The sequence below is a fragment of the Streptomyces sp. NBC_00820 genome (assembly GCF_036347055.1).
In the GTDB taxonomy this organism is placed as follows: domain Bacteria; phylum Actinomycetota; class Actinomycetes; order Streptomycetales; family Streptomycetaceae; genus Streptomyces.
In genome coordinates this window covers 7,961,979-7,978,028 of record NZ_CP108882.1, presented here as the reverse complement: position 1 = coordinate 7,978,028, position 16,050 = coordinate 7,961,979, and the positions used below count along the sequence as shown (strand labels likewise).

Here is a 16,050-nt window from a genome sequence, read left to right as displayed (position 1 = left end):
GAGTTCCTGCCGGACGTGTCTGCGGCGGAACTGGACGCCGACTACGACCTGCTGACGAACGGGGTGATCGACAGTCTGGGGCTGCTGAAGGTGATCGCCTGGATCGAGGACCGGTACGGGATCGACCCCGACACGGTCGAGCTGCGGCCGGAGTCCTTCCACACGGTGGCGGCCATCGACGCGTTCATCACGCACGCGTCGCCCCGGCGGAGAAGAGCGCGTAGCCGTGCACGAAGCCGTCACCACGCTGCTCCGGCGGGAGCGGCCCGTCGAAGCGCCGGTCTGGCGGTCGTTCTGGGACCGGCTGCACGAGGGCGGGCTGCGGCGGGGCGAGTCGGTGGCCCTGCTCGCCTCGCTGGCCACCCGGATGCCCGACCGCACCACCCTGACCGGCCTCCTGGACTCGCTGGTCGGGAACCGGCCGGCCGGCGTGCCCGACGAGGTCGGCGCCGCGGTCAACATCGTCGGGACCGGCGGGGGTTTGCGCACCTTCAACATCTCGACGGCCGCCGCGCTGGTCGCAGCCGCGACGGGCGTCCAGGTCGTGAAGACCGGCTCGCGCGCCTACACCGGCAGCCTCGGCTCGGTCGACCTGCTGGAGCGGCTCGGGATTCCGCTGACCGCGTCGTACGAGGAGACTCACGCGTCCCTGGAGCGGCACGGTATCGCCTTCGCCGGCGCCTTCGTATACCCGCCCGAACTCGGCCTGCTGCCCCGCAGTGTGCTTCCGCTGGACATCAGGCAGCTCGCCGGTTTCGTCAACGCGCTCGGCCCCTTCCTGGCCCGGCTGCCGGCCCGGGCACAGCTCACCGGTGTCGCGGACCGGCGGCTGGTCACCGGGCTGCGGCATGCCGCCGGGCACCTGGCGCGGGGCGGCGTCCGCTCGGTGTGGCTGTGCGCCAACGAGGCGGGTGCCGACGAACTCCTGAGCTTCCTGCCGAACCGGGTGTACGTCTGCCAGGGCTCGCTGGAGGACGAGTTCGTGCTCGATCCGGCCCGGCTCGGGCTGCGTCCGGGCTCGCCGGACGAACTGCGGCCGCGGGACGGCGACCCCGTGGCGTACTTCCGCGAGGTGCTGTCCGGGCGGGGCGCCCCGGTGGCGGAGGAGAGCCTGGCCCTGAACGCCGCCGCGCTGGCGGTGGCCGGCCGGGTCACCGGCGACTGGGAGGCCGCGCTGGACGCGGCCCGCGAGGTGATCCGGGACGGCCGGGCCCTCGGCCTCCTGTCCCGGCTACGGTCGGAGGCGGCCGCCCATGGCTGAGTTCTTCGCCCGCCGCCGGCCCGGCCGGCCGGGACTCGCGGTGTTCCCGCGGCAGACGGCACTGGTGGATAGGCGGGCAGGTGTCCTCGGCGTACTCTTCGGTTCTCTTCACACAGTTCCCAACGGCCGTCGGGAGAACCCCGGTTACGCCCGCGCCACGCTGCTCAGCGCTCCGCCTTCTCCCACGGTTTGACCCCGAGCTTTCCCGTGGTTCCGAGGTCGAGGTTCGGAGTCACCGTCACCGGGTCGGCACCGGCCTTCGCCCGGACCCGCACATAGGGCACGTTCACCGGCGTGCCGAACTCGGTGGTGTTGCGCCAAACCAGGCTGGCGGTCGCCGACTCGCCGGGCCTGAGTGTGACGGGACGAGGCTGCTCGTCGGGCCCGGCGCCGGTGGTGATCTCGCGGCTGCCATCGAGGATCTCGACGCCGTCGACGGGCTTGAGGCCGTCGTCCAGGAGCTCCAGCAGCGGGTAGCCCTCGACGGTGTAGTCACGCGTGCCGCAGTTGTCGAGATGCAGGCCCACGACGCGCAGTCCCATGGCCGCGTCGCCCTTGTCGACGCTGACTCGGATCCCGGGGCCGGGGCACGTGCCTGGTTCGGCCGGCGCCTCGCTCGCGGGGACCTTGGCCACTTCAAGCACCTTGGCCTGCGTCACCCGCGGCGCGGCGGGCGGCAGTTCCCCGGCCCGGACCGTGCCCCGTACGGTCTTCCCGGGGCCGACGTCGCGCACGGTCACAGTTTGGTTGGTCACGGCCCCGCCGTCATCGCTCATGAAGGTGAAGACGACCGAGTAGGTCAGGGACTCGGCGCCCTCGTTGGTGACCTCGTAGTCGGCAATGATCCCCGAGTCCGTGGCGAGGCTGTCGGCGGAGACGGAGTGGCTGCGGGTGGGCGAGGGGGAAGCCGACGGGAGGGTCAGCGAGGTGATCCGTACCCCGTCCTTACCCGGATCGTCGACCTGCGTACGGGACGATGGCTCGGCCGTGCCGGCGCCGGCACTCCCAGCGCCGACGCGCTCCGTCCCGCAGGCCGTGAGCAGCAGAGCGGTCGCGGCGAGAGCCGACAGGAAGGGGGCAGGTCTGCGCATCCGGTCATCTGATCAGGGTGTGAACCCTGCGCATGTGACGGAGGCCATAATTCCGGCCACAGAGGTGTCACAAGTTCGGGGACAGGACGGTTGGACGTATCTGGCTCCCCTGACATCGCGGACACGACCTCATACTGCAACGGTGCTTGCGCTGATTGCTGGGCAGTTTCCAGGGGCTGTGGGCTGTGGCCCCGTTATTTGTAGTGACTGAGCATTTTCAGCGCTGACGCTCCAGGGTGAGGGTGGCGGCGGCGATTGATGTGAGGCGGTTCGGGCTGCAGCGGGCCCGGCGGAAGATCCGCCAGGACTTCAGTCTCACGATGCTTCGTTCGACGGGCGCCCGGGCTGCCGACAGGGCTCGGTTGACTGTCAGCTGGGTGGGGGTGAGTTCCCCGAGGGGTGGGCGTTTGAGCGGGGTGGGCACCCAGGGGCCGGCTCCGGTGTAGGCGCGGTCGGCGAGGACTGGCACGCCCTGGCGTTCGCAGATCCGGATGATGTGGCGGGTGCGGGCTGCGGTGAGGTCGTGGGTGCGGCCGGGCAACGTGGTTGAGATCCGCAGCAGTTTGCCCTCGGGATCGGTCAGCACGCTCGGGCATGGGGTCCCCGGAACCTCTGGCGGCTTGACACTCGAGGCCCTCCCGCACTCCGCGTTGCGCCGCCGACTCCAGGCCCTCCTTTGCCGCCATGCGCAGGCCGCAGAAGCGGAGTAGAGGCGGTCGAGCCGCCGGCCATCGAGTGGTCGTGACCTCACACGGCTCCACGGTCAGAACTGGCACACGTCGGCCCGCTGACACGGGGGCCAGCGGGCCGAACACGATCAAGCTCGCACCGGACAGCCGCAGGGGCTGGCCGTATGGATCGACGGCCAGCATGCGCGACGCTCAGGTGGTGCGCACGTACGGTGTCCGGCGCCGGTTCCAGGCCGAGTGAGGCGTGCGGTGTGAGCGGTGTGGCGTGGCTCAGTGCTCGCAGAGGGAGAACTCTCGCTCATAGAGCTGCTCGTTGTGTTCGTCGACGAAGAACTTCCGTTCATGCATGAGCTGTTCGCGGTATGCCTTGGCCTGCTCCAGTGTCATGGTCGAGGTGTCGGACCATGGCTGCTGCGGCGGTATGTCGCAGGTCGAGACGATGTGGTTCGACGGGTCGACCAGGAAGAACGCAAGGATTTTGCGGTGTCCCGGCCGGGTGGGGTCGGCGAGGCGGAACGAGCCGACGCGGTGCTGCAGGATGTTCGGGAACGCCAGGCAGCGGCCCGCCGGTGTCAATGTCGAACCGAGGACCTGGTTCAGCGGGTCCTCGTTGTCCAGGCCGTAGACGTCACTCACGCCGGTGTCGTCGTTCTGCTCGTAGTCCGGGTCGTCGACCGCGGACCGGAAGCTCAGCCGGCTCTGGGTGATGTTCTCGCTGTCCCAGTAGTAGATGGCGGTCGAGGCGATCCGCTCGTTCATCATCCCCTCGACGTGCCAGGAGCCGCCGGCGTACTCCGGCTTGTCCGGGGTGAGTTGAATGGTGGCGAGCTTGGCTATGACCTGGAGGCGCCGACCGTGCAGGTCAACCCGGGCGGTGTCGTCGGGTGCCGTGGGAGCCCTGAAATCCGGGGCGTCCGGGACGACCGGGCGGCGGTTGGCCCACCAGTCGTCCATGGCTACCTCATATGCGGTGTACGCGTCTGCGTCGTCGCTTTCGGGGGCGACCGGCTCACTGTCGCCGTACCAGGAGTACGGATCCGCCTCGATCCGCAGCGGCCGCGGGTGGCGCAGGTCGGTGAGTACGTTCTCGAGGAGCGGGAGCATACGGCCGAACAACTCCGGTAGTACGGAGGCGAGTTCGCGGTGCTCCACGGGGTGGACGTTGTTGACGTACGAGAGGAAGGAAACGTCGCCGTCGTCGCCGACCTTGACGTCCGTAGGCAGCCACTGGAACTTCTCCGAGAATTGGTACTTCGTCCAGTCGTTCTTCGCCGGGCTTTTCCATGCCCTCTCGGGTCCGCCGCTCACCTCACGTACGTTGCAGAACAGCGAGGGGTGAACCAGGTCCAGTACCTGGCCGTCGGATCCCGGATGCCAGTCCTGCTCCGCTTCGGGTACCTCTTCCAGAACCCGGACCGCCTCACGCAGCCGGGACCTGAGCTCGTCGTCGACCAGGGCGTCCGACTGCCACACGCCGTCGACGGCGGACACCTCGATGCCCGTACGCCTATCCCGCAGCTCGGCGTAGTGCGCGAGTTCGGCGAGCACATAACGAATCTGCGCCTCGGTCATGCCCTGGTCGGCCGCCTCCTGCTTCCACCTGGCGACGATTTCGGAGTCCTTCATCTTGGTGAACCAGTCCGGCTTCGACCGTATGTGGGCGCTGCACTCGATCATCTCCAGTTCCCGCCGGGTTCTGGGCGGCGCCATCAACATCGAGTGGGACGCGGGGAAGGGCAGCGGGAACGCGGCCAGGTCAGTCAACTCTCCAGGTCCTTCCAGGTGGTACGTGGTGGCGGGAAGGCTACTTCAGGGGACTGACACACCCCCGTACCGCACAGCCACTCCATGCTGTTCAGTGCCGCTCAAGGTGAGCACGGGGAGTTGCCGTTCAAACTGAGCATGACGAGCAAACAACTCGGCCCCGGATTGCCGAGTTGGTGCTCACCTTGTCACTGAGATGTTCATCGTGCCGATCGGCCTAAAGACTGTCCCGTAATGATCAACTGGCTCGACGGGGTCAGCAGCGAGGATGCCCACCGTGGGCCGGTCTATCCGGCGAGCACGAGGTTGTGGAGGCGGGCGATGCCGAGCATCGCGTGATGCACGCCGTCGCCCTTCAAGCGGCAGGCGCGGAGGATCTTCCAGCTCTTCATGCGCGCGAAGGTGTGCTCGACGCGGGCGCGGACCTTTCGGCGTGAGCGGTTGCGCTCTTCCTTCCATGCCGGAAGTGTTTCCTGGCAGCGTTCACGGCAGTGCGGGATCACCAGGCCAGTGCCGCGGTAGCCACCGTCTGCGATCACGACGGTCTTGCCGACGGCGGCTTTGGCTCCGGATAGTTCCCATGCCTTGCAGTCGTTGCGGTTGCCCGGCAGCGGCCGACCGATCGCGACGACAAGCCGGGGGTCGGCGTCGATGACGACCTGATGGTTGGTCGAGTAGCGATAGTTCTTCGACTGCTCGGCCACCTGGTGGTCCAGTGTGGGCACCACGGTGCCATCCACGATGAGTACGGTGTCCTTGCCGAACCGTCGGCGCTGCCACAGTGCAAGCAGCGGTGCGATGCGGTTGATGATGCGATCGGCCACAGACTTCGAGATTCCAAACAGCGGCGCGAGCTGGCGTAGCGTCAAGTTGGTGCGCCAGTACGCGGCAACGAGCAGGACACGGTCCTCCAGGGGCAGGCTCCACGGTCGGTCGGCCCCGACGGACCGTGTCCGCTCCCTCGCGGTGCAGGGCGGTCACCAGTTTGCCGAAGCAGCGTGGGCTCAGCCCGGTGAACGGGCCTATCCAGGACGGCTGTGACGCCGTGGTCACACCAGCCACCCCAAAATCATCTCAGTGGTTGGGAGTCGACCAGTCAGACTCGCTACCCAAGAACCTTGGCGTACCAGTGATCCGCCCTGCCATGGCCTTCGTATGGCGGGGTCTCCTCGTATCCATACCGCGTGTACAAAGCCCGTGCCTCAGTAAGTTGGCTGTTGGTCTCACACACGATGCGAGTTGCGCCGAGCCTCCCGGCAGCCTCCTCGACGGCGCGCAGCAGACCCCGACCCAACCCAGCTCCCCGCCCAGCGGGGTGCACGTACATCCGCTTGAGCTCTGCGGTCTTCGGGGTTCCGCCAAGCAGCCTGAGCCCAGCGCAGCCCAGGAACTCGCCTCCATCACTGCGTGCGACGAGGAACGCGCCGTCGGGCGGGCTGAGGTCTTGGTGCGGGTCCTTGGCAAGCACTGCCTGAAGCTCTGCCTCTGTAACTGAGCGTCCCAGCACCCGCTGGCCCATCTCGGTGAAGTACTGCCTCATCACCTCGTCGACATTCACGCCGATCACGGGCTCGGGCTTGATGGTCCAGGTAGGCATGCAGGCCATGCTCCCGGACCCGCCGCAGGCCGTCCACCGTTCCGCCGCTAGCGGTGGTTTGTTAAACGGGGGTGTAGAGATCAAGTGGGTGGCCTGCGCCGACGGCGTTGATCAGGGCTTGGAGTTCGGGTGGCGGGGGTGCGTTGGTCCAGGCTCGCCAGCAGCGTTGGAGGGTGGTCCAGGGGTCGAGCCAGGCCCGGACGGCGCGGATCGCCTTGGGCCAGCTGGCCGTTTGGGGCTGGTGGGGTCTGCCTTGGCCCCCTCTCAGCCGGTCCCGCCGGAGTTGCGGCCGGCGGGGCCGCGGGGACAAGGGCGAGTTCCCGGTCCGGTAGTTGAGCGAACCAGGTGTCCCAGCAGAACGAGAAGGCGCAGGTGACCAGGGTCTGGTGGCGGCGGATGGCGGTGTCAGAGCGGACCTGGAAGTCGGCCCAGCCGAGTTCGTCCTTGACCTGCTTGTAGCTTTGCTCGATCCAGTGCCGGATGCCGTAGATCCGGACGACTTCGTGCAGGTCAGCGGCAGGTTCGGGGCTGTCGGCCTCGCGTGGGCCGCCGGGGCGGGGCAGGTCGGTGGCCAGGTACCAGGTGGCTTGTGCGGGCAACGTGGTCGGGTCTGAGGTCGTCACGACCAGGCGGACGTTTCCGTCGGGTCCCCACCAGCCGAGGTGGGCATCGGCGGCCCACCAGTTCTCGGTGTGCCCGTCGCGGAAGGTGCGCTCGACCGGGGTCCAGTCGCCGGGATGTTCGGGGTCCGTCCAGGTCAGGGCGCGGGCGGCGTCGGCGGGGGTGTAGGTGTCCTTGCCGTAGGCCCAGGTGCCGTGGCTCGGTTTGAGGGCCATGACGAACGGCAGCCCCGCCGCGTCGAGTTGCCTGCGGAAGCCGTCCTGGTCGCCGTAGGCGCAGTCGGCGGCCACGGCTCGGAAGGCCACCCCGGCAGCCTTCGCGGTGCGGGCCAGCTCTGCGGCGATCTGCAGCTTCGTGCGGAAGTCAGGGTCGCTCTTGCCCTTGGGGAAGTGATGGGCGGGGCTGTAGGGCACGGCGTGAAGCGGGTAGTAGAGGTTCTCGTCGGCCCAACAGGTGGTCACCGTGACGATGCCGTTGTCGGTCTTGCCCAGCCGGCCCAGCCACTGCCGGCCGATGTACGCCGTCGCCTTCCCGTCCTTGCGGTCCCCCGAGTCGTCGATCACCAGCACCCCGCCCGGGTGCGGCGCGGTCGCTGGATCGGCCAGCAGCAACTCCACCCTGCGGGAATTGACCCGCTCGTGGTCCCACGTCGACTCGGACAGGAAGAACTGGAGCCGCTGCACCGCCGGGTGCTGGGCACCGACCACCGGCTCGGTGCCTGCCAGGCAGGTCAGCGTCTTGTTGCGGTCCCGCGGCAGCAGCAGCCCCGCGAGGTACTCCCGGAACCCGCGGCGCTGTGCCAGTGTGGAGAAGAGGTCATCGAAGCGTGCGGCGTAGGCTTCCAGCGGGCCCGGAGCAGGCGGACACGGCACACGACGGGTCATCACGAGCTCCCAGGCGGCGAGGCAACGTTCCTCTGCTACCGGCCTACTGCGGACCTGAGCCGCCGTCAACAAACCACCGCTAGGCTTACAGAATGGGCCTCGCGGGCTGATCTACAGAGATCCCGGCTCGCCGTCAACGAGGACCCGCGTCAGGGATTGCTCCAGCAGTTCCAGGAACTGTCGCAGGTCGTTGGCTACCTTGTCGAGCTCCGGTTCGTCCAGCGACGCCGTCCTCGTCCGATGAACCGATCCATCAGGGCCCGCGACGTAGGACAGGCCGCCGCCGTTCGAGCCGATGGCCAGACCGTGGACCTTCTGGTCCGCACCGATGTCGACAGCGCCGCCAGCGCAAACTCATCGCCGCCCGGATCGAGGAACTGCTGGAGGCTCACCCTCTTTCCCAGGTCCTGATGTCCCTGCCCGGCATCGGCATCAGGACCGGAGCCCGCATCCTCGTCGACGTCGGAGACGGCACCAACTTCCCGTCGGCAGCCCACCTGGCCGCCTACGCCGGCCTCGCTCCCACGACGCGGAGCTCGGGCACATCGATCCGCGGCGAACAGCAGTCCAGGAGAGGGAACAAGCAGCTCAAGCGTGCCTTCTTCCTCTCCGCGTTCGCCGCCCTGGCCGACCCCGCCTCCCGCACCTACTACGACAAGAAGATCAAGGAGGGAAAGCACCACACGCAAGCCCTCCTCTGCCTCGCCCGTCGCCGAGCCGACGTTCTCTTCGCGATGCCCCGTGACGGCACCTTCTATCAACCACCAACCCCGATTGCCCCTTGACCAAAGTCATAGGGGCACCCCCCGCGGGCGCGGGGACGACGTTTGTTTACCTGCGGTGATGTACCAAGGCTGCCCGTTTTCCTTTACGTGCATTCTAAGCGTGCGCTCCTTCCGACTGGATTGTCAGACCCACCGTCTATCGTGCTGGCCAGCTTGGAACAGAGCTGATTCGAGGGGGGGCTTTACGGCTCGATCAGAATGTCCTCGGCATAAGTGGGCAACCGGCGTTCCGCGGTCAGACGCGGGCCTCGTAGACGATGTTGAACGGGGTCTGTGCCGCCCGGCGGAAACGGGTCAGGCCGGCCTCCGACGCGACCTGGCGGGTGCGCTCCTCGCCCGCCTGGGCGCCCAAAGCGCGGCCGACCTCCTGGGACTGCGAGGCCGGCGTGCAGATCAGGGTCGAGGCGCTGTAGAACGCGCGGCCGAGCGGGGTGAGGTTCTCCTTCAGCTGGTCGCCCGCAAACGGCTCCACGAGCATGATGCTGCCGCCCTCGGCCAGCTGCTGCCTGCTGTGCGCCAAGGCGCCGACCGGGTCACCCATGTCGTGCAGGCAGTCGAAGAACGCGATCAGTTCGTACGGCCCGCCAGCGAAGTCCTTGGCGCCGGCCACCTCGAACGAGACCCGGCCCTCGACACCGATCTCCGCGGCCAGCTCCCGGGCCGCGTCGACGGACGGCCCGTGATTGTCGAAGCCGGTCACCAGCGCGCCCGGGAACGCCTTGCCGATCATCACGGTGCAGTGGCCCAGTCCACAGCCCACGTCGGCTGCCCTGCCGCCGGTGCGCAACTTCTCCACCACGCCGGTCAGTGCCGGCAGCCACTCGTCCACCAGGTGTGCGGCGTAGCCCGGACGGAAGAAACGGGCCGTCCCCTCGAACAGGTCCGTGTGGTGTTCGTGCCAGCCGACGCCGCGGCCGTCCCGGAAGGCGCGCTCCAGCCTGTCCTGTTCCTCGGCCGAGCCGCAGGACAGGAACGACTGGTATCCGCCCAGCGCGAAAACCGGGCTGTTCTCGTCGGCGAAGACCGCTCTCTGTTCCGGTGCCATACGGAAGCGGTCATCGCCCTCGTAGGTCAGGTACCCGCTGGCGGCCATCGCGGCCAGCCATTCGCGGACGTTGCGCTCGGTGGTCCGGGTGCGCTCCGCGAGCTGCCCCGGGGTGACTGCTTCGCCGTCCACGAGGGCCCGGAAGAGCCCCAGCCTCTCCCCGAGCAGGGCCAGGGGCGCCGCCGCGACCGCGCCCAGATCGGTCACGACCTTCCCGAGCAGCTCGTTCAGCTTCGCTTCGTCCACGGTGCTCATGTCGGCCGACACGACCACACCTCCGATCGATCAGGCCGGACCCACAGTTCGTGGCGGAGGAAACCTCCTCTTGCCGTTCGCGCGACTGACGCTACCTCGAACCTAAGGGAGACAGTCGCGCAAAACACCACAGATCGCGGACGGGTGGGAAGCGCGTTACCCATCCGCACACGGTACGCGGGACTGCCGAACCGGGTGGCTCCTCCGGATGGGACAGTGCAGGGTGACTACCGCTCTGCGATGAGTTTCGGCAGTTCACGCATGTCGTAGAAGACAGTGGTGTCCGGGCCTTCAAGTCGTTCAGCCGGGGTGAGCCCGCCGGCATAGCCGAAAGATCGCATGCCGGCGGCGCGGGCAGCGCGGACGCCGGGCTGGCTGTCCTCGACCACCACGCAGGCTGCGGGATCGGCACCCATCTGTCGGGCGGCGTGGAGGAACAGGTCCGGGGCGGGCTTGCCGTGGGCGACCTCGGTGGCGCTGAAGATGCGACCCGCGAAGCGTTCGTAGAGTCCGGTGCGGCCGAGGGTGTGCCGCATCTTGTCGTGGGAGCCGCTGGAGGCGACGCAGGCCGGCAGGATGAGCGTGTCGAGGGCCTCCGGCAGGCCCTCGACCGGGGCGATCTCGGCGTCCACGGCCTCACGGTGGAGCTGCTCGAACCTCTCCGACCAGGTCGCGGCCGTGTCCTCGCCGAGCTGAGTCGCAACCTGGTCGCGGATGGCTGCGTGTGAGCGCCCGATGAACCGGTCCACGACCTCGCCCTCGGTCAGTGGCCAGCCCAACTCAGCTCCGAGGGCGACCTGCACGCGTGCGGCGATGCGCTCGCTGTCGACCAACACGCCGTCGCAGTCGAATATGACGAGCTCAATGGGCCTGATCATCCCCGCAGCATAGGACCTGACCAGTCAGGCAGTTGTGCTGCCACCGAGACGTTCGACCAACGCGCCATTCTCGGACGGGGATGACGCCCCCACAGACCGCCCCTCCGGGGTCTGTGGCATTCGTGACAGGTGTCGGCGTACAGGTGCACGTACCCAGTCGGGTGCAGACGAACGTGCCCGGCGCGGACCCTCAGGGGACCCACCGGGGAGGCAGCCCCGCTTTGGCACGCCAGTGGTCGGTGTCGTGAGGACCGGCCAGCCGGCCGGTCAGACGTTCAGCGCCGGCACGGAATGCAGCGGGCAACGAGGCCTCCTCGCCAACCACGAGCCTCAGGGCTTCGCTGTCGTGGGTGGCGTGATCGGTCTCGCACCAGCAAGGCCACGTTCACCGCCGCGTCGACCGCGAGCCGGCCCAGGTCGGTCCACACCACCTGGAGCAGAAACTCCAGCTGGTCGCCTCCCTCTGCGTGCTCGATGACATCCAGCCCAAGGACGATCGGCGCCCCCGACCGTGTGCCCGGGAAGGCCGCATGTTCCAGGGCCCACTCCCAATCCGCCGTGTCTCTACCAGCACGAGCCGTGTCGACCGTGCCGGCCGCCTGATTCAAGGAGTCCACATCCGCAGGCTCCAGGAGAGGGACGAGTGCGGTCACGGGGACGTCGTCGAAGGCACCTCGCATCATGGGGTGATCTTCCCTCTTTCCGGATCGCACCACGAGCCCGTCCGAGACCTCCCCACAGAGAAAGCCCATGGCTTGGCGCCTGAACATCTGAGCACGTTCATCCGTACCCGGTTGGACATTTCGACGAGTACGCCGACAACAGGCACCTTCCACAGGTCTTGACTATTCCTCCAGCAGGGGGGCGACTGTGTGCATCGTCGGCCGAAAGGCGTGGCCGAGAAGCAGTGCTGGGAGACGCCTTGGCTGCGCGCGGCACGCGACGGCGACGACCCGACCTGCCTCACCGGCGGACACCTGCGTGGTGGCTGGTACCGCCCCGGCCCGTCGAGGCGATCACTGGTGGGGCCGGCCGGCGACGCGGTGGTCAGCGGCGCGCTCGCAACGAAGGAGTGCGCACCCGACACCCGATGGCCTCCTGGGCCGCGCGCCACGCTCCGTGCACCAGGGAGGGCGATCCTTCGGCGGGCCTGGTTCCGTCCCCGAGTACCGCGCTCAGCAACGCCAGGGATGTTCCATACACACTGAGCTCTTTGCAACCTCACATGCCAGCTGGGCAGTTGGGGTGACAGACAGATGAAGCCCCTGGTGGATGGGTTTTCGACCAAGAGAACCGTCTCCACCAGAGGCTTCGCATGTTTGTCTACCCGCCCGGCGTCGACGTGTCCGGCTCTGGCCTGCGCTTTCTCACTGCTCGCCTGAGGGAACACCGCCGCGCTCTCGGAACCCGATGGAGGCGCCTGAACGCAGGCCGACAGGCCCTGCTCACTCTCGCCCACCTGCGCAACGGTCAGCCCTACGCCCAGCTCGCGGCCGGATTCGGGACCGGCACGACCACCACCGCCTACCGATACATCGCCGAGGCCGTCAACCTCTTGGCCGCCCTCGCCCCCACCCGCACCGAAGCGGCACCGAGTGACGTCGACGAAGGCGTACGTGATCCTGGGCGGGACGCTCCTGCCCATCGACCGAATCGCCGCCGCGATCACGGGCCGGGATCACACCCGAGGGCGACGGTTGCGCATTTCCTGTGGGAGATCCAGGAAAGACCAACGGTGGTGGTCGAACAGATGGCATCTGGCCGGTGAGGGCGGCCTGCGGGCGTTGGCCCTGCTGGTCACGCCAGGCAGTGGCGTGATTGCCCACAGATGATCCCGGTCCTGGAACGCATTCGCGTGCCCCGGCCGGCGGGCGGCCATCCCCGCACCCGGCCCGATCATCTCAGCGGCGACAAAGCCTACTCATCACGCCGCAACCGCCCGCGGCGTCGACAGATCAAGCACACCATCCCCGAACGCCGTGACCAGCAAGCCCACCGCCAACGCCGTGGCAGCCACGGCGGCAGGCCCGCCAGCTTTGGCCCAACTACGCCCGCAGAAACGAAGTCGAGCGGCTGATCAACCGGTTGAAGATCAACCGGGCCGTGGCAACACGCTTCGCCAAGAGGGCATACGTCTTTCACGGCACTGTGACCGTTGCTGCCGTACGCCTCCGGCGCCGTCCGTGAATCCCGAAGTCTCCGGTGGCGGCGTTTCGAACTGCTCAGAAAGACGCCGTTGCCACCCACATCTAGGACAACTGGTGTCCGCCATCGTGCCTAGCTTGGCGTCCAACACCGCAGGGCAAGCGCGCAATGGGAGTATCCATGGCAGAGATCGTTCTGGTTCCCGGGTTCTGGCTCGGAGCGTGGGCATGGGAAGAAGTGACACCGGAGCTGAGGGCGGCGGGACATGACGTCTACCCGCTCACGCTGACCGGCCTGGGCGACCGGGCAGCCGAGGCCACCCCGGATGTGGACGTCTACACGCACGTGGATGACATCGTCCGTCTCATCGAAGACAACGATCTGAGGGACGTGGTGCTGGTCGGGCACAGCGGAGCGAACCTGCCGGTTACGGGTGCCGCAGACCGGATCCCGGAGCGGATCGCACAGATCGTGTACGTGGACGCCGGCCCATTGCCCGGCGGCATGGCTGTGATCGACTTCAATCCGCCCCAGAAGCAGGAGGAGTGGCGCAAGCAGGTCGCGGAACATGGGGACGGCTGGAAGCTGCCAGTACCGCCGTTCGACCCGGCAGCGGATCCAGGCAACTTGGCAGGAATCACCGATGAACAACTGGCGCTCATGGTCGAGTTGGCCACACCTCAGCCATTCGCGACCGCCACTCGCCCCCTGAACCGGCCTACGGTGCCGCCGGACGCGCAGTGCTCGGTGATCGCCTCGACGTTCACTCCCGAACAGGTGCGCATGCTGGCCGACACCGGCAACCCGGTCTTCGAACCGATGGCCGCAATGGACCTACGCCACCTGCCGACCGGGCACTGGCCGATGTTCTCCCGGCCGATCGAACTGGCATCGCTGCTGGACGAGATCGCTCGCTGACCGGGGGCTACGCTCGCCAGGAGTTCGCCCGAGCCTTCCGAGCGGTTGCGCGACGCAAGGCCACCAGGCCGTCCGAACGACCCGTCGGACACCTGTAGTCGCGCACGAAGGCGGCGTTACCGCCGTGGTCGAAAGGAACTGTTCGAGGACATCATCCGGCCACTGAAGTGAGGCCACCAAGGAATCGGCGCGGAAGCGTTCATAGCTGAGGCCGCCGTCTTGTCAGCGTGCCATCAGCAGGCTGAGGTCGCTGAGCATCATGCCGCCAGGTGTACAGCAGATTCTTGGCAATGTTCCCCCTGTTCTGATTCAACCGGACTTGGGCGACGCGTCACTGGACCGCGCGGTCGTTGGACAGCATCAACTCATACCCGGTCCTAGGAATGTGAGGGATGAACGGCTCGTGGGCCTCCGCTTCGAGGATGGTGACGTCGGGACGCCTGTTGAAGGTGATGTGGACGCCGACCGCGCGTCCGTTGCCCAGCGCCGCCCGGACAACTGAATCCGGCGGCCGCGCTCGGCGCACGGGGAGAGCCACAGCACAATCCGATTCGTCGCACTGCCTAACACAGCGTCGGTCCGAAAAGGCCCCGTTCAGCAACAGCACATTGCGCAAGCCGCTAGGGACCAAGATCCGGACCATTTCACTGCCACCCGGTCACGCGGTGCCGGACACCCGCCACCTGCGGACCACGTCCCCCTCCACCGTCAGCCAGGTGCCGTCGCCCAAGGCAATCGGGTCGAAGCACGCCGTACCGGGGTAGTCGAGCTCGGCGAGCGGCTGGAGGGTGTACCCGTCGAGGGTCAGATGGCAGTTCTCCTCTGATTCCTCCTCCTCTGCGACGGCAACCAGCACACGGTCCGTGTCGAGAAATCCGGTCCGGTAGCCGACGAACCGAAGGTCGTCCGGCAGGACCTCCTCCGCCTCCACCAGGACGTCCGGTCGCCGCGGCTCGTAGCGGCCCAGCCACTCCCCGCCGACATCCGTCTGCAGGAAGGCTCCTGCGAGGCTCACGCCGGCGATCATTCCCGTCGGCAGACCGACCCGCTTCACGCCTAGTTCGCCGCCGTGTGCCATGACGGAGAACGAGTAGAACGTGTCCCCCTGCAGGGCGTCCAGGAACAGCTGCGAGGGCAGGGTGAGCGACTGCTTGAAGGAGTAACCGGCCGAGGCGGAAGGCAATTGCGCGTTCGCCACAGGCCGTCCGTCGGAAAGATCCAGGGCGACGCACAGGTCACCGGGGTACTCCCCTACCCCGCCCCCCGGCCCGGGGACGGTCACGAGCAGGCGCTCCCCCGCCGGGTCGGCGACGCAGGAAGGAGAGGCACCGGCGCCGAGCGGCCACGCGGCGAATTCGCGTGTCCAGCGCACGCGCCCGTCGGGGGCGTACACCGTCACGGCACCGTTGCCGCAGACGGCGAGACCCTCGTCGGGCAGCGGGGAGACACAGCCGTACTGTCCCTCAGGCAGTGGTGACGGCCACCGGCGTCGCTCGCCGAGCACGCAAGAGGGGTCGTCGGAGACCCGTCCCACGACGAACTCACCCTCAGCCTGCGTCACCAGCCAGTTCGCACCACCGCGTGTCTGAAAGGCGTCGTACCACGAGAATCTCTCGCCGTACCCGGGCAGTTCCTCCGCGCTGAGAAGCTCGGCGGTGAGGTGGGTGGGGGACATGTATCTGCTTCCTTCTGCGTGCGGTTCAGTGTGGGGAGTGCCGCGCAGGCCAGTAGAACTGCTTCTGTTGGGTTCCGTGGGTGTGCTCGTGCACCAGCCCAAACATAGCTCCGCCGGTGCCTCGGATGATCGGTGCGCAGAACCTCGTGCACACGGAGTTCGATGCGGCCCCGTGTGTGGGCAGCCAACCGGCAGCGCCCTCCGCTTCATTCCTCCGGTGCAGGAAGTGCAGGATGTTCTGCTCCGCATGGCCCCCCTCCTCTCCCACGGGAATCTTCAGATACTGGTCATTGGGCAACGGAACGAGCCCCAGCTCCTTGGCCAGTTTCACCTGTTCCTTGGTGAGTTTGCTCTTGCTGGTGCCTGCCACAAAGGTCACGGGGCCGTTCGGGGTCCGCGCGTGAATGAGCGCGACGGTCTGCTTCTCGCGGGGTATGCCTGG

10 protein-coding genes and 4 pseudogenes are annotated in these 16,050 nt (G+C 67.8%); 4 read left to right on the top strand and 10 right to left on the bottom strand.

Annotation, left to right across the window (positions count from 1 at the left end):
• Nucleotides 1-41: 41 nt before the first annotated feature.
• Nucleotides 42-176, bottom strand: a complete 135-nt coding sequence (locus OIB37_RS35710; protein WP_330461728.1) for a hypothetical protein — start codon at nucleotides 174-176, stop codon at nucleotides 42-44.
• A gap of 50 nt (nucleotides 177-226) precedes the next feature.
• Between OIB37_RS35710 and OIB37_RS35705 the strand changes: the two genes are divergently transcribed.
• The gene (locus tag OIB37_RS35705; RefSeq protein ID WP_330461727.1) at nucleotides 227-1,261 is read left to right on the top strand and encodes an anthranilate phosphoribosyltransferase; all 1,035 of its coding nucleotides are present in this window, start codon (nucleotides 227-229) and stop codon (nucleotides 1,259-1,261) included.
• A 164-nt stretch (nucleotides 1,262-1,425) separates the two neighbouring features.
• Here OIB37_RS35705 and OIB37_RS35700 read toward each other — a convergent pair whose 3' ends face one another.
• The 6 genes and pseudogenes from OIB37_RS35700 to OIB37_RS35675 all read right to left on the bottom strand — a co-directional run bounded on the left by OIB37_RS35700 (nucleotide 1,426) and on the right by OIB37_RS35675 (nucleotide 7,907).
• Entirely contained in the window at nucleotides 1,426-2,352 is a 927-nt protein-coding gene (locus OIB37_RS35700) for a DUF4232 domain-containing protein (RefSeq protein ID WP_330461726.1), read from the bottom strand.
• A gap of 217 nt (nucleotides 2,353-2,569) precedes the next feature.
• A pseudogene (locus tag OIB37_RS35695) lies at nucleotides 2,570-2,938 on the bottom strand (transposase family protein); the annotation flags it as partial.
• 373 nt (nucleotides 2,939-3,311) lie between these two features.
• On the bottom strand, nucleotides 3,312-4,805 hold the full coding sequence (locus OIB37_RS35690; protein ID WP_330461725.1) for a DUF4246 domain-containing protein: 1,494 nt from the start codon (nucleotides 4,803-4,805) through the stop codon (nucleotides 3,312-3,314).
• A gap of 287 nt (nucleotides 4,806-5,092) precedes the next feature.
• Nucleotides 5,093-5,867: pseudogene (locus tag OIB37_RS35685) on the bottom strand (transposase).
• 43 nt (nucleotides 5,868-5,910) lie between these two features.
• On the bottom strand, nucleotides 5,911-6,402 hold the full coding sequence (locus OIB37_RS35680; protein ID WP_330461724.1) for a GNAT family N-acetyltransferase: 492 nt from the start codon (nucleotides 6,400-6,402) through the stop codon (nucleotides 5,911-5,913).
• Between the two features lie 80 nt (nucleotides 6,403-6,482).
• The gene (locus OIB37_RS35675) at nucleotides 6,483-7,907 is read right to left on the bottom strand and encodes an IS701 family transposase (RefSeq protein WP_330456339.1); all 1,425 of its coding nucleotides are present in this window, start codon (nucleotides 7,905-7,907) and stop codon (nucleotides 6,483-6,485) included.
• Nucleotides 7,908-8,248: 341 nt separating this feature from the next.
• On the opposite strand from OIB37_RS35675, the pseudogene OIB37_RS35670 reads away from it, so the two are divergent.
• Nucleotides 8,249-8,692: pseudogene (locus tag OIB37_RS35670) on the top strand (transposase); the annotation flags it as partial.
• 235 nt (nucleotides 8,693-8,927) lie between these two features.
• Here OIB37_RS35670 and OIB37_RS35665 read toward each other — a convergent pair.
• Both OIB37_RS35665 and OIB37_RS35660 read right to left on the bottom strand, forming a co-directional pair.
• Complete coding sequence (locus tag OIB37_RS35665) at nucleotides 8,928-10,004, bottom strand: methyltransferase domain-containing protein (protein WP_330461723.1); 1,077 nt, start codon at nucleotides 10,002-10,004, stop codon at nucleotides 8,928-8,930.
• 215 nt (nucleotides 10,005-10,219) lie between these two features.
• Nucleotides 10,220-10,870 (bottom strand): HAD family hydrolase, encoded by a 651-nt coding sequence (locus tag OIB37_RS35660; RefSeq protein WP_330461722.1) that lies wholly within the window; start codon nucleotides 10,868-10,870, stop codon nucleotides 10,220-10,222.
• 1,315 nt (nucleotides 10,871-12,185) lie between these two features.
• Between OIB37_RS35660 and OIB37_RS36415 the strand changes: the two are divergent.
• Together OIB37_RS36415 and OIB37_RS35645 are read left to right on the top strand one after the other, a co-directional pair.
• Nucleotides 12,186-13,057 (top strand): annotated as a pseudogene (locus tag OIB37_RS36415) (transposase family protein).
• Between the two features lie 138 nt (nucleotides 13,058-13,195).
• The gene (locus tag OIB37_RS35645) at nucleotides 13,196-13,933 is read left to right on the top strand and encodes an alpha/beta fold hydrolase (protein WP_330461721.1); all 738 of its coding nucleotides are present in this window, start codon (nucleotides 13,196-13,198) and stop codon (nucleotides 13,931-13,933) included.
• 658 nt (nucleotides 13,934-14,591) lie between these two features.
• On the opposite strand, the gene OIB37_RS35640 is transcribed toward OIB37_RS35645, so the two are convergent.
• Nucleotides 14,592-15,608: a hypothetical protein gene (locus OIB37_RS35640; RefSeq protein WP_330461720.1), complete on the bottom strand. Its 1,017-nt coding sequence runs from the start codon at nucleotides 15,606-15,608 to the stop codon at nucleotides 14,592-14,594.
• Nucleotides 15,609-16,050 lie beyond the last annotated feature (442 nt).